Source organism: Micromonospora profundi (assembly GCF_011927785.1).
Taxonomy (GTDB): Bacteria; Actinomycetota; Actinomycetes; order Mycobacteriales; family Micromonosporaceae; genus Micromonospora; species Micromonospora profundi.
In genome coordinates this window covers 4086892-4100468 of the sequence record NZ_JAATJK010000001.1, presented here as the reverse complement: position 1 = coordinate 4100468, position 13577 = coordinate 4086892, and the positions used below count along the sequence as shown (strand labels likewise).

Sequence of the window (13577 nt, the reverse complement as noted above, 5' to 3'; positions counted from 1 at the left end):
TCGGACGACGTTGAGTCGCCATGCCGACATCCGGGCATCCGTACCGGTCGTTCGTCGGGATAGTGGCGAGGTGGCGACGCTGGCCGGTGAGGGCGATGACCCGTACCTCTGGTTGGAAGATCTTGGCAGCGGCGCGGACGCTGCCCTGTGGGTCCGGAACCGCAATGAGGAAACCATCGCCGCCCTGACCGGCAGCGAGACGTTCGTCGGCCTGCGGGACGAGATCCGGCAGGTGTTCGACGCCGACGACCGCGTCCCGTGGCCGCGATGGCGCGGTGACGCCCTCTACAACTTCTGGAAGGACGCGGCGCACCCGCGCGGGGTGTGGCGGCGCACGACCCTCGACAAGTACCGCCGGCGCGAGCCGGAGTGGGACACGCTGCTCGACGTCGATGCCCTGGCCGCCGCCGAGGACGAGAACTGGGTTTGGCAGGACGTCACGGTGCTGCGGCCCGGCTACGAGCGGTGCCTGATCAGCCTCTCCCGGGGCGGCGGCGACGCGGCTGTGGTACGCGAGTTCGACCTGCGGCGCCGGGCGTTCGTGGAGGACGGCTTCAGTCTGCCCGAGGCGAAGAGCGACGTCCGTTGGATCGATGCCGACCACGTGTACGTCGCCACCGACTTCGGGCCCGGTTCGCTTACCTCCTCCGGCTATCCACGGATCGTGAAGCGGTGGCGGCGCGGCACACCTCTGTCCGAGGCCGCTGTCGTCCACGAGGGGCGCGCCGACGACGTGTGCGTGTGGGCGTCGCACGACCCGACACCTGGGTACGAGCGCGACTTCGCCGGTCGCCGGCTCGACTTCTACCGCAGCGAGAGCTACCTGCTGACGGAGGCGGGCGAGCGGATCCTGATCGCCGTGCCGCCGGACGCCCAGTGGCAACCGCACCGAGAGTGGCTGCTGGTCCGACCGCGTTCACGGTGGACGGTCGGCGGGGTGACCCATCCCGCGGGCGCCCTGCTCGCGGTCCGGTTCGACGCGTTCCTCGCCGGCGAACGGGACCTGACGGTGCTGTTCCAGCCCGATGCCCACACCGCGCTAGACTCCTACACCCGGACCCGCAACCACCTGATCCTCGCCACCCTCGCCGACGTGAAGAGCCGGCTGGAGGTGTTGACGCCCGACGGGACAGGCTGGCGGCGGGAGCCACTGCCCGGAACGCCGGAGCTCGACCACAGCGAGATCGTGGGCACCGATCCCGACCACAGCGACGCCTACCTGCTCGCCTCCGAAGGGTTCCTTCGACCGGCGGCGCTCCTGCACGGCCACATCGGCGGCGCGGTCGAGACGCTCAAGCGGGAACCGGAGTTCTTCGACGTCGGCGGCCACGCGGTGCGCCAGTTCTTCGCCACCTCCGACGACGGCACCCGCGTGCCGTACTTCGTGGTCGGGGATCCGAGCGCGCCCGCCGGGCCGTCCCTGCTCACCGGCTACGGCGGGTACGAGGTGTCCCAGACGCCGTACTACAGCGGGGTCGTCGGCCGGGGTTGGTTGGCGCGGGGCGGCTCGTACGTGGTGGCGAACATCCGCGGCGGCGGGGAGTACGGCCCGCAGTGGCACCGCGCAGCGATGCGGGAGAACCGACCCCGGGCGTACGAGGACTTCGCGGCGGTCGCTGCCGACCTGGTGGCGCGCGGGATCACCACCCCGGCGCAGCTCGGCATCGAGGGCGGGAGCAACGGCGGACTGCTGATGGGCGTGATGCTGACCCGGTACCCCGAGCTGGTCGGGGCGGTCGTCGCCAGCGTGCCGTTGCTGGACCTGCGGCGATACCACCGGCTGCTGGCCGGGGCCTCCTGGATCGCCGAGTACGGCGACCCGGACCGGCAGGAGGACTGGGCCTACCTGCGCGGGTACTCGCCGTACCACAACGTCCGTGGTGACCGCCCGTACCCGCCGGTCCTGTTCGTGACCTCGACCCGGGACGACCGGGTGCATCCGGGGCACGCGCGCAAGATGGCGGCCCGGCTGCGCGAGTACGGCCATGAGGTGGCGTACTACGAGAACGTCGAGGGAGGACACGGCGCGGCGGCCAACAACGAGCAGCGGGCCTTTGTCCGGGCGCTGATCTACGAGTTCCTGTGGCGGAAGCTGGCCCGGTCGGCGGCAGTCCCGCGTCAGATCTCGCCGGTGCGAGACCAGGTCCGGTGGTGAGGCTTAGGATCGGCGGCATGTCCTCCGCACTCGACACTCTGCCGAAGATCGGTGCGCCGGCGACGCGGGCCCTCAACAACGCCGGATATTCGACGTTGCGGGACCTGGCGGGGGCGCCGCGCGCCGAACTGGCCAAACTGCACGGCATGGGCCCGAAGGCGCTCGGGATCATCCAGAGTGCGTTGGAGCAACACAACCTGAGCCTGGGATAGTGCGGGCACTGGCGGCCGGGCGGGCGTCGTGTTCGCCGCCCGGCCCGGCCGTGCCCTTGGAGCTACTAGTTCTGGTCCGGGGCGATGTTGTGGTTCACCCGGAACATGTTCGTCGGGTCGTAGCTGCGCTTGGCCTCGACCAGCCGCTTGAGCGACTGCGGCGGATAGGTCGCCGCGATCCCCTCCGCTGTGGCGTCGCTGTCGCCCAGGAAGTTCACGAACCGCCCGCCGGTGCTCCACGGCGCGATGGCGTCGACCACACCGGTCAGGAACTCCTTGAATGCAGCGGCCTGGTCCGGAGCCCCGATGGCGACGGCGTAGAAGCTGAAGGCGGCGTCTCCGAGGTCGACAGCGTTCGTGGGCTCCGGGCGGCGGTCCAGAGCCCCGCCGAGGCGGCGGATGTCCAGGATGGTCAGCGGGCTGTCACTGCCGGGGCCGGCCTTGGCGATGATCGTGTCGACAAGCTCCGGGGTGAACTCCCGCAGCAACGCCGAGCGGTCCACGATCGGGATCGGGCTCGTCGGGTCGGCGTGGATCGAGGCCACCTCGCTGTAGGGCATGTCAGCCACCGAGTCGATGAGCGTCGGGCCGATCGCGCGCAGTGGGGCGACCAGCCGCTCGCCCTCCTCCGCCGGGCCGACGTAGGCGATCCGCACGTGCACCACCAGCCGACCGCGGAGCGGCTCGGGCACCTCGGGGATCGGCGGCAGCTGCAACAACGCGACCGACGAGTTCATCTCGTCCGGCAGGCCGGCGGTCCACCGCCCCCACGTCTTGAGCACCTCGGACGCCTGCTCGCCCGAGAAGAAGAGCCCACCGCCGTAGATCCGGCTGACCGGGAAGAGGGCGAACTCCAGCGCCGTGACCACGCCGAAGTTGCCCTTGCCGCCGCGCAGCGCCCAGAACAACTCCGGCTCGTCGGTCGCGTTCACGGTGCGCAGTTCACCGTCCGCGGTGACGACTTCGATCAGGTGTACGTGGTCGGAGGCGAAGCCGAAGGTGCGCCCGATCGGGCTCAATCCACCGCCGAGCGTGTAGCCGACCGCGCCGACCGTCGGAGCCGCTCCGTTGACGGGCGCCAGTCCGTGCTTGGCCGCCGCCTCGACGACCTGGTGCCACCGGACGCCGGCCTCGACCCGGGCCGTACGTGCCTCGGCGTCGATGGTGACAGCGTCCATCCGCCGGGTCGTGATCAGGAGCGCTCCGGCCGAGGAGAGCGCGTTGTGGCCGGTGGCCAGCACCGCGACCGGCAGGTTCTGCGTGGCGGCGAAGCGGACGGCGGCCTGGATGTCGGCGGCGTTGGCGGCACCGACCACGAGCTTCGGCTGCTGGGGGACGGCGAGGTTGTACGACTCGCACTCGACGTCGTATCCCTCGTCACCGGGGAGCAGGACCGGTCCGACCGTCTGGGCGGTGAGCCGCGCGACAGCACCCTCCACGATCGGGGTGTCGCCCTGGGCTGGATTGTTGATCGAGGTCATCGAAGTCTTCGCCTTCCGCAGAATTGGGACGTGCCTACCTGGGCAGATGCGGTCACGCGCCGTCAGTTCAGAAATGCGGTTTGTCTGAGAGCTGGTTCACACCGCCGGTGAGGTGCTGGCCTCGTCGATGTCGAATCTCTTGTCCGCTTCGGGTACGCCATGAGGTGGCCTTCCCTGCAGGAGCGGGATCGTGCCGGCAGGCCGCGGGGAAATACGTAAACCTGCCTGTCTCTCCGCTTGCTCCGATCGAGACGGGTCAATAGATTGAGTGCGGGCGCCGCCGGGGTTCGGGTGACCGGGCCGTCGGCGGCTGACAGGTCCGTCCCGAGCCGGGCAATGGGGTCGTACGCGCCGACCGGTCGCTGTGGCGCATCGCCGCGTCACGCCGCGCGCGCATCGCCGCGCCGCATCGTGAGCGCATCGCCGCGTCCACACCCGCGCGTGGTGTCGCGCCGCATCCCCAGCGTGGTGGCGCGCCGCGTCCACGCAGGGCGGGCGCCGCCGCACCGCCTCCGTCCCGTTCGATGACAGAAGGACCTTTCATGACGATTTTCCGCGCCCGGCCCGCACCGACCCTTGCGGTCGTCGTCGCACTGGCCGCCGCCGTGACCGCTACAGGTACGGCAGTGCTCACCGGCCCGGCCACTGCCGCCCAGGGCTGTCGGGTCGACTACACGCCCAACCAGTGGCCCGGCGGATTCACCGCAAGCATCAAGGTTTCCCCGGGCGACACCGCCGTCTCCAGTTGGACCGTCACCTGGACGTACGCGGGGGACGAGCGGGTCACCAACGGCTGGAACGCCACGGTCAGCCAGAGCGGGTCGACAGTGACAGCCCGCAACATGTCGTACAACGGCAGCATTTCCGCTGGTGGCTCCACCGAGTTCGGCGTACAGGGCACGTTCGGCTCCAGCGGCGGCACACCGACCGGGTTCAGCCTCAACGGCGTACCGTGCAACGGCGCCGGGCCGACCCCGACCACCGCACCGCCGACCACGGCCCCGCCGCCGACGACGCCCCCGCCCACCACGCCGCCCCCGACGACGCCGCCCCCGACCACGGCCCCGCCGCCCACGACGCCTCCGCCCACCACGCCTCCGCCGACGACCCCGCCGCCCGTCGGGTGCGCCGGGGCGGTGCTCTGTGACGGCTTCGAGAACCAGACCGGCTCGACGCCGTCCGGCGACTGGACCGTGGTGAGCCCGGACTGTTCCGGCGCCGGCACGGCCACCATCGACACGACCACCGCGCACAGCGGCAGCCGGTCGGTCCGGATCAACGGCGCCGCCGGGTACTGCAACCACGTCTTCGTCAGGTCCACGGCGAACCTCGGCAGCGTGGGCAGCGTCCGGTACGCCCGGATCTGGGTGCGGCACACCACCGCCCAGCCCACCGAGCACACCACGATGCTGGCGATGACCGACGCCGCCGACGGCAACAAGGACCTGCGGTTGGGCGGCCAGAACGGCGCACTCCAGTGGAACCGCGCCTCCGACGACGCGACGCTGCCCGAGCAGAGCCCGGCCGGGGTCGCGCAGAGCGTGCCGCTACCCGTCAACAGGTGGACCTGCGTGGAGTTCATGGTCGACGGCTCGGCCGGTCAGCTCCGCACCTGGCTGGACGGCACCGCCGTCACCGGTCTGACAGCGGACGGCGTACCGACGCACGACATCGACGGTCAGTGGTACAACCGCACCTGGCGACCGCAGCTCACCGACCTGAAGCTGGGCTGGGAGAGCTACGGCGGCGGGGCCGACACCCTCTGGTACGACGACGTCGCGGTCGGGTCCAGCCGGATCGGCTGCTGACCGTTTCAGGCGACGCGGACGCCGATCCGCGTACCGGTGGCTGCGCTCTTTCACCCAGTGAAAGAGCCAGTCCCGGCGGTGGGTAGCGCGCGGGATGATGCGGCTTCATCGACGTCCGTCAAGGAGGAGGTCCGGTCGCATGACGTTCGCGCGCAACCAGTGGTACGTGGCGGCCTACGGCAGCGAGGTCGGGCGGACCCTGCTCGCCCGCACGGTGCTCGGTGAGCCGCTGGTGCTGTATCGCACCGGTGCCGGCGAGGCGGTGGCACTCGCCGACCGGTGCGTGCACAGGCGCTTCCCGCTGTCGGAGAGCCGCCTCGACGGCGACACGATCGTCTGCGGCTACCACGGCTTCACCTACGATCCGACGGGAGCGTGTGTCTTCGTACCCGGTCAACAGCGGATCCCACGGACCGCGCGGGTCGCCTCGTACCCGGTGACGGAGCAGGATTCCCTGATCTGGGTCTGGATCGGTGACCGGGAGCGGGCCGAACCGGCGGCCATTCCCCGCGCCCCGTGGTTGGCCGACTCCCGGTACGCGGTGGTGCGGGGAATGGCGCCGCTGAACGCGCGCTACGGCCTGCTCGTGGACAACCTCCTGGACCTGTCCCACGAGACCTATCTGCACGGCGGCTACATCGGCACGCCGGAGGTGGCGAACACCCCGATCACCACAGAGGTCGACGAGGACCGGGGCGTCGTCTACGTGAGCCGGCACATGGACGACGCCGAGTGCCCCCCGTTCTACGCGCGCTCGACAGGCATCAAGGGTCGGATAACCCGGTGGCAGGACATCGAGTACCACCCGCCCTGCCTCTATCTGCTGCACAGTCGGATCGCGCCGCAGGGTGTCCTCCCACCCGCCGAGGGGGAGGACAGCGAAGCGTTCCACGCCGAGATCGTGTACGCGATAACGCCGTCGACCGAGAACACCACGTACGACTTCTGGGCGGTGGCGCGCGACTTCGCTATCGACGACGAGTCGGTGAGCGAGTACCTGCACCAGAGCAACCACACAGTGGTCATGCAGGACGTGGCGGCGCTCAACATTTTGGAAAAGGTGATCTCGACCGAGCCGGACCGGTACCAGGAGTTGAGCATCAACATCGACACCGGTGGGCTGGCCGCGCGGCGGCTGCTGGCCCGGATGGTCGGGTCGGGGACGGTGGGAGCGGCGCGGTGAGCTTCCCAGCCGGCGCGCGCATCGGGGAACGGGTCTACCGGATCCACTGGGTGCCGGGCACCGACACCCTGCGGGGGATCTGCCACTGTGGCGCCGAGCGCGTCGCCGAGGAGCCGGTCGAGTTGTGGGAGTGGCTGCTCGCCCATCCGCAGGGCCACGTCGCCGCCGTACCGGCGCCCGCCCCGCCGAGCAGGCTGGCGGTGCGCGCGTGACCGACGATCTCGCCGGGGCGGAACTGGTGGTCGCCAGCCGGGACCAGGCAGCGGCGGAGGTTGTCGAGATCGGCCTGTGCCGCCCGGGCGGCGGTGACCTGCCCGAGTGGACGCCGGGCGCGCACGTCGACCTGGAGCTGGACATCGGACTGGTACGCCAGTACTCCCTCTGTGGCGATCCGGCCGACCGGGCCGCCCTGCGGATCGCGGTGCAGCGCGAGCCCACCGGGCGCGGCGGCTCGCGGCTGGCGCACGAGCGGCTCACCGTCGGCGCGCGCGTCCGGGTGCGCGGGCCTCGCAACAACTTCCCGCTCGTCGCGGCGCGGCGCTACCTCTTCGTGGCCGGCGGCGTCGGCATCACGCCGATCAGACCCATGGTCGCCGCGGCCGACGCCGCCGGTGCCGACTGGAAACTTGTGTACGGGGGACGCAGCCGCGCCACGATGGCCTTCGCGGCAGCCCTGCGGGAGAGGTACGGCGATCGGGTGAGCCTGCACCCGCAGGACGAGTGCGGGTTGCTCGACCTGGCCGGATTGCTCGGTCGGCCCGACACCGGCCTCGTTTACTGCTGCGGGCCGGAGTCACTGATCAGAGCGGTGGAGGAACACTGCCGTGGCTGGCCGCCCGGCTGCCTGCACGTCGAGCGCTTCACCCCGCTGGGTGTCACCGGCGGGGAGGAGACGGCGATCGAGGTCGAACTCGCGCTCTCCGGGCGGACGGTGACGGTGCCGCCGGGCACACCGATCCTCCAGGCGGTGGAGGAGGCCGGGGTGCAGGTCCTGTCGTCCTGCCGGGAGGGCACCTGCGGCACCTGCGAGACTCCGGTGCTCGCCGGTACGCCGGAGCATCGCGACAGTCTGCTCACCGAGCAGGAGCGTGCCGCCGGGGACACCATGATGATCTGCGTTTCCCGGGCCCGTACGCCCCGGCTCGTGCTGGAGCTGTGACCGGCCGGCGCGGGCGGGGATGATGACGGGATGCGGGCGCAGCCGGGGCGGTCGGTGACAAGCAAGGTGCTGGCGCTGCTCGGCGCGTTCGGCCCCACGAGTGCGGCGCTGACCCTGAGCGAGCTGGCCCGCCGCACCGGACTGCCGCTGTCCACTGTGCACCGCCGGGCCGCCGAACTGGTCGAGTGGGGGGCGTTGGAGCGCGGCGACGACGGACGCTACCGGATCGGCCTGCGGTTGTGGGAGGTGGGCTCGCTCGCCCCGCGTGGTCTGGCGCTGCGGGAGCTGGCCCTTCCGGTCATGGAGGACCTGTACGAGGTGACCCACGAGAACGTCCAGCTCGCCGTCCGGCAGGATCTCGAACTCGTCTTCATCGAACGCATCGCCGGACGGCACGCGGTGCCGGTGCTCACCCGGGTCGGCGGCCGGTTCGCGCTGCACGCCACAGGCGTCGGGCTGGTCCTGCTCGCGCACGCGCCAGTCGACGTGCAGGAGCAGGTGCTGGCCGCGCCGCTGGAGCGGTACACCGACCTGACAATCACCGACCCGGCGCGGCTGCGTCGCTGCCTCGCCGAGGTGCGGCGGGCCGGGTACGCGGTGAGCGATCGTCAGGTCACCATGGACGCCCTCTCGGTGGCCGCGCCGATCCGCGCGCCGGAGGGTGTGGTGGCGGCGATCTCGCTGGTGGTAGCCCAGGACCGGGCCGACCCGGTGGCCCTTGCCCCGCTGGTCCAGGCCGCGGGCCGGGTGCTCTCGCGGGCGCTGGGCAGCTCGGGCGCGGGTCTGGTGTAGACATACTGCAAATCGTTGACGCCCGATCAGATTCTGCATAACGTTGCCCCATGTCACTTGCCGGCAAAGTCGCGATCGTCACTGGTTCCGGGCGGGGTCTCGGCCTCGCCTACGCGCAGGAGCTGGCCCGGCGGGGCGCGTCCGTCGTGGTGAACGACGTCGACGCCGAGGTCACCACCGACGCGGTGGAGGCGATCCAGGCGTCCGGCGGTCGAGCCGTCGCAGTGGTCGCGCCCGTCGGCCCGACCGAAACCGCGAAGGTGCTCGTCAGCACTGCTGTCGAGCACTTCGGGCGGCTGGACATCCTCGTCACCAACGCCGGCGTCCTCCGCGACACAGTGCTGTGGAAGATGAGCGACGACGACTTCGACACCGTCGTCGACGTGCACCTGCGCGGCACCTTCACGACAGTGCGCGAGGCGGTGCAACACATGCGGCAGGCCGGCGCGGGCGGCCGGATCATCTGCATCGGGTCACCCACGGGACAGCGGGGCACCTTCGGCCAGACCAACTACGCCGCCGCCAAGGCGGGCATCGTCGGCATGGTCCGCACCTGGGCGCTCGAACTCAAGCGGGCGGGCATCACCGCAAACGCTGTCGTTCCGGTCGCCGCGACCGCGATGACCGCCACCGTCCCCTACTTCGCCGCTGCGGTACGGGCCGATGCCAACGGCGAGCCCATGCCCGCCTTCTTCCGGCAGGAGCTCGGGTTCGGCACGTCGGACGACGTGGCCGGGCTCATCGCGTTCCTCGGCTCCGACGCGGCGGCGTCGGTGACCGGGCAGGTGATCGGTGTGGGAGGCGACCGCCTCCAGATCTGGACCCACCCCGAGCCGGCGCTCTCCGCCCACCGCGAGGGCGGCTGGACCTACGAGGCGCTGGAGGAGGCCTGGCCGACGACGTTCGCCGGGGCCACGCAGAGCGTCGGTGAGCACTTCCCCGAACTCCCCGAGGAGTTCAAGCCCGCGACCGACTGACCCGCCCGACGAGGCCGTGCGACGAGGCCCGCCCGACGAAGGTTGCCGCCCATGTACCAGCCCGCGATCGACTTCGACACCATCACTGCCATCGACATGCACGTGCACATCGAGGTCGACGACCACGGCCACAGCTCACTGCCCGAGCCGCTCGTGGCGGCCGTGTCGAAATACTTCCGGACCGACGGGCCACGACCTGCCGTCGACGCTGTGGCGAAGTACTACCGCGAGCGCAGCATGGCCGCCGTCGTCTTCACAGTGGACGCGCGTACGCAACTGAGGCACCAGCCGCTGTCCAGCACCGACATCGCCCGCGCGGCGGCCGCGCACGCCGACGTGCTCATCCCCTTCGGGTCGGTGGACCCGCGCACCGGCGAAGCGGCACTCGAACTCGCCACCCGCCTGATCGAGGAGGAGGGCGTACGCGGCTTCAAGTTCCACCCCACCGTGCAGGGCTTCGACCCCAGCCACGACGAGTACGCGCCGCTGTGGGGCCTCCTTGAGCGGGCGGGCGTTCCGGCGCTCTTCCACACCGGGCAGACCGGCATCGGGGCCGGCACACCGGGCGGCTACGGCCTGCGGCTCGGCCTGTCGAACCCGATGCTGCTCGACCCGATCGCGGCGGACTTCCCCGACCTGCAGATCATCATGGCCCACCCGTCGGTGCCCTGGCAGGACGAGGCCCTGTCGGTGGCCACGCACAAGCACAACACGTGGATCGACCTGTCCGGCTGGAGCCCCAAATACTTCCCCGCCGAGCTGGTGCGCTACGCCAACTCGGTGCTGAAACGACGGGTGCTCTTCGGCACCGACTACCCACTGCTCACCCCGGACCGGTGGCTGCGCGACGTGGCAACCACCGACCTCAAGCCGGACGTGCTCCCGGGCATCCTGAAGGACAACGCGGCGCGGCTGCTGGGTCTTGCCCGGGAACGACGAGAGGAAGCGCCATGACGACGACAATCACCTACGACCAGCTCGCCCACCTCGGCGGTACCGACCTCGGCCACAGCGCGTACCGGACTGTCGCCCAGGACCAGGTGAACCTCTTCGCCGACGCCACCGACGACCACCAGTGGATCCACGTCGACCCCGAGCGGGCCAGGTCCGGGCCGTTCGGCGCGCCGATCGCCCACGGTTTCCTCACCCTCTCGCTGGCAGTGCCGTTCTGGACCGAGCTGCTCGAGGTCAAGGGCGTGTCCACGAAGGTGAACTACGGCCTGGACAAGGTGCGCTTCCCCGCGCCGGTAGTGGTCGGGTCGCGGGTGCGCATGCAGGCGACGGTCGTCGAGGTCGTCGAGGTCCGCGGCGGGTACCAGCTTGTCGTCGACCAGACGATCGAGATCGAGGGCGGCACCAAGCCCGCCGTCGTCGCGCGAGGGCTGTACCGCTTCTACGCCTGAACCCGGGGCGTGCACCGAGCTGCGTGAGCACACCACCTCCACCACCAGGAGACTGCTGATGCACAAGCACGGAATCGGCGCGTGGATGGCCAAGCGCCGCCTCAAGTCCCCGGACAAGGTCGCCCTCATCCACGGCGAGGGCGAGACGATGACGTACGGGCAGTTCACCGACGGCGTGGACCGCATCTCGGCTGTGCTGCGGCAGCGGGGCGTCGGCAGGGGCGACGCCGTCGCGTACCTCGGCGGGAACAGCCCGGACCTTCTCCAGACGATGTTCGGGGCAGCACAGATCGGGGCCGTCTTCGTGCCCGTCAACACCCGGCTGGCACCACCGGAGATCGCCTACATCCTCGGCGACTGCGGCGCGCGGGTGCTGATCCACGACCCGGACTTCACGGCGCCGGTGGCCTCCGCCGCACCGGCCGCCGGGACCCCGCACGTCGTCGTCACCGGCGAGGGCACCGCTACCGGCCCCGGGCTCGCCGATCTGGCGCGGGCCGCTGACGGGTTCACCGGTCACGCCGTCACCACCCACCGGGATCCGGCGGCAATCGTCTACACCTCGGGCACGACCGGCAGGGCCAAGGGGGCAGTGCTGACCCATGGCAACCTCACCTGGGTCGCGCTCAACTGCGTTGTCGACTACGACGTCGTCTCGACCGACGTCGCGCTCATGATCTCGCCGCTGTTCCATGTCGCCTCGCTCGGCATGGGCGCCCTGCCCGTCATCCTCAAGGGCGCCACGATGGTCCTGGAGAAGACCTTCGAGCCGGGCCGCGCGCTCGCGCAGATCGAGCGTCACGGCGTCACGATGCTCAGCGGCGTGCCGACCACCTACCAGCTGATCGCCGACCATCCCGACTGGGCCCGCACCGACCTGTCGACGCTCGCCAAGCTCACCTGCGGAGGTTCAGCGGTGCCGGCCCGCATCCTCAACGCGTACGAGGCGCGGGGCCTGTCGTTCTCGCAGGGGTACGGCATGACCGAGGCCGCACCGGGTGCGACAGCGCTGCCACCGGCGATGACCCGCGCCAAGCAGGGCAGCGTCGGCCTGCCGCACTTCTTCACCGACGTACGGATCACCGACGGCACCGGTGCCGTGGTGCCCGCTGGCGTCGTCGGCGAGATCGAGATAGCCGGGCCCAACGTCTTCCCCGGCTACCACGGGCTTCCGGAGGCGACCGCCGAGGCGTTCACCGCCGACGGGTGGTTCCGCTCCGGCGACCTGGGTCACCTGGACGACGACGGTTACCTCTACATCTCCGGCCGACTCAAGGACATGATCATTTCGGGGGGCGAGAACATCTACCCGGCCGAACTCGAACACCTGCTCGGCGAGATCGACGGGGTCACCTCGGCGGCGGTCATCGGCGTGCCCGACGACCGCTGGGGGGAGGTGCCGTGGGCGATCCTCACCGTACGGGAGGGGGTGTCTCTGGACACGGACACCGTACGGGCTGCCCTTGACGGCAGGATCGCGCGCTACAAGCTGCCGAAGAACGTCGTCATCGTGGACGAGCTGCCGCGGACCGCCTCGGGGAAGGTGCGGAAGGCTGACCTGAGGGCCCGCTTCCGCGTCTAGCAGTCGGACGGGCGGCGACGAGCTCGGCGAACTCCGCGGCGGACGCCTCGGCCAGCCTGTCGTGCATCCGGCGGTAGGTCTCCGCCGACCGGGTGGCCGGCCACTGCGCGTCCATGAACTCGGCCGGCAGCCTCGGGTCGGCGCGCAGCAGCGCCAGCCAGTCGGCCACCAGCATCGTGCGCACTGTCAGGGCGCTCGGTGCCATTGTCGCGGCGGCACTGTCGTCCCACACCTCGATGAACGCGAGGTGCGCGCGCCGGATCGCCTCGATGTCCCAGGCGGCGCGCACGCTCTCGGCGATCGGAAACCCGGCTAGCTCGCGGGCGTGGAAGGCGACAACGGCGTTGGGCGCGAGATCCTGCTGTAGCGGCTCCAGCGATCCGGCGAGGTCGACCTCCCCGGGCGCCAGCCAGAGCCCGTCGCGCAGCGGCGCGAAACCCTCCCAGGTGAGGATCGAGCGCAGCCGGTGCCGCAGCGTCCGCTGGCCTTCGGGGATGGAGAAGGTGACGAGGGTCCACCCGCTGCCCTGGGGGTCGAACGGCCGTGGGCCACGTACGCGGTCCGTCGCCTCGCGCAGCACAGCGGCCCCGTGCTCGGTGAGCGAGAACAGGGTCTCCCGGCCACTCCTGGTACGCGCCAGGATGCCGCTGTGCACGAGGCGGTCGAGTGTCGCACGGGTCGCCGGTGCGGCGACGTCCGCGCCCTCCAGCACACTGATCAGGGCGCTCGCCCGGATCGGCCCCGTGGCGTTGTCGACGACATGCTCGCCGAAGAAGGCGAGCAGCAGTTGTTTCGGCTGCCGACTACCCACGGCCCTCCCTCCGA

Annotated in this window: 13 protein-coding genes; 11 read left to right on the top strand and 2 right to left on the bottom strand. The window is 71.0% G+C overall.

Annotated features, from left to right (window positions below):
- The first annotated feature begins 10 nt into the window (after positions 1 to 10).
- The gene (locus tag F4558_RS17915; protein WP_209273323.1) at positions 11 to 2155 is read left to right on the top strand and encodes a prolyl oligopeptidase family serine peptidase; all 2145 of its coding nucleotides are present in this window, start codon (positions 11 to 13) and stop codon (positions 2153 to 2155) included.
- 17 nt (positions 2156 to 2172) lie between these two features.
- The gene (locus F4558_RS17910; protein WP_053655906.1) at positions 2173 to 2367 is read left to right on the top strand and encodes a helix-hairpin-helix domain-containing protein; all 195 of its coding nucleotides are present in this window, start codon (positions 2173 to 2175) and stop codon (positions 2365 to 2367) included.
- Positions 2368 to 2432: 65 nt separating this feature from the next.
- Here the strand turns inward: F4558_RS17910 and F4558_RS17905 are convergent, their stop codons facing one another.
- The gene (locus F4558_RS17905) at positions 2433 to 3848 is read right to left on the bottom strand and encodes an FAD-binding oxidoreductase (RefSeq protein ID WP_082377468.1); all 1416 of its coding nucleotides are present in this window, start codon (positions 3846 to 3848) and stop codon (positions 2433 to 2435) included.
- A gap of 542 nt (positions 3849 to 4390) precedes the next feature.
- On the opposite strand from F4558_RS17905, the gene F4558_RS17900 reads away from it, so the two are divergent.
- The 9 genes from F4558_RS17900 (at position 4391) to F4558_RS17860 (ending at position 12752) form a co-directional block, all read left to right on the top strand.
- Entirely contained in the window at positions 4391 to 5656 is a 1266-nt protein-coding gene (locus F4558_RS17900) for a cellulose-binding domain-containing protein (protein WP_053655908.1), read from the top strand.
- Between the two features lie 139 nt (positions 5657 to 5795).
- Positions 5796 to 6839 carry an aromatic ring-hydroxylating dioxygenase subunit alpha gene (locus F4558_RS17895; protein ID WP_053655911.1) on the top strand — a complete coding sequence of 348 codons (1044 nt, stop codon included), beginning with the start codon at positions 5796 to 5798 and terminating at the stop codon, positions 6837 to 6839.
- The gene (locus F4558_RS17890; RefSeq protein ID WP_053655913.1) at positions 6836 to 7051 is read left to right on the top strand and encodes a hypothetical protein; all 216 of its coding nucleotides are present in this window, start codon (positions 6836 to 6838) and stop codon (positions 7049 to 7051) included. The genes F4558_RS17895 and F4558_RS17890 overlap by 4 nt, the downstream gene beginning before the upstream one ends.
- The gene (locus F4558_RS17885) at positions 7048 to 7998 is read left to right on the top strand and encodes a PDR/VanB family oxidoreductase (RefSeq protein WP_053655915.1); all 951 of its coding nucleotides are present in this window, start codon (positions 7048 to 7050) and stop codon (positions 7996 to 7998) included. The genes F4558_RS17890 and F4558_RS17885 overlap by 4 nt, the downstream gene beginning before the upstream one ends.
- A gap of 30 nt (positions 7999 to 8028) precedes the next feature.
- Positions 8029 to 8790, top strand: coding sequence for an IclR family transcriptional regulator (locus F4558_RS17880; RefSeq protein WP_053655918.1), 762 nt, complete (start codon positions 8029 to 8031; stop codon positions 8788 to 8790).
- A 50-nt stretch (positions 8791 to 8840) separates the two neighbouring features.
- Complete coding sequence (locus F4558_RS17875) at positions 8841 to 9767, top strand: SDR family oxidoreductase (protein ID WP_167945230.1); 927 nt, start codon at positions 8841 to 8843, stop codon at positions 9765 to 9767.
- Positions 9768 to 9818: 51 nt separating this feature from the next.
- Positions 9819 to 10721 carry an amidohydrolase family protein gene (locus F4558_RS17870; RefSeq protein WP_167945229.1) on the top strand — a complete coding sequence of 301 codons (903 nt, stop codon included), beginning with the start codon at positions 9819 to 9821 and terminating at the stop codon, positions 10719 to 10721.
- On the top strand, positions 10718 to 11170 hold the full coding sequence (locus F4558_RS17865) for a MaoC family dehydratase (RefSeq protein ID WP_167945228.1): 453 nt from the start codon (positions 10718 to 10720) through the stop codon (positions 11168 to 11170). The genes F4558_RS17870 and F4558_RS17865 overlap by 4 nt, the downstream gene beginning before the upstream one ends.
- A gap of 58 nt (positions 11171 to 11228) precedes the next feature.
- On the top strand, positions 11229 to 12752 hold the full coding sequence (locus F4558_RS17860; protein WP_167945227.1) for an acyl-CoA synthetase: 1524 nt from the start codon (positions 11229 to 11231) through the stop codon (positions 12750 to 12752).
- Here the strand turns inward: F4558_RS17860 and F4558_RS17855 are convergent.
- The gene (locus F4558_RS17855; protein WP_167945226.1) at positions 12676 to 13563 is read right to left on the bottom strand and encodes a PaaX family transcriptional regulator; all 888 of its coding nucleotides are present in this window, start codon (positions 13561 to 13563) and stop codon (positions 12676 to 12678) included. The genes F4558_RS17860 and F4558_RS17855 overlap by 77 nt on opposite strands.
- Between the last annotated feature and the right edge of the window lie 14 nt (positions 13564 to 13577).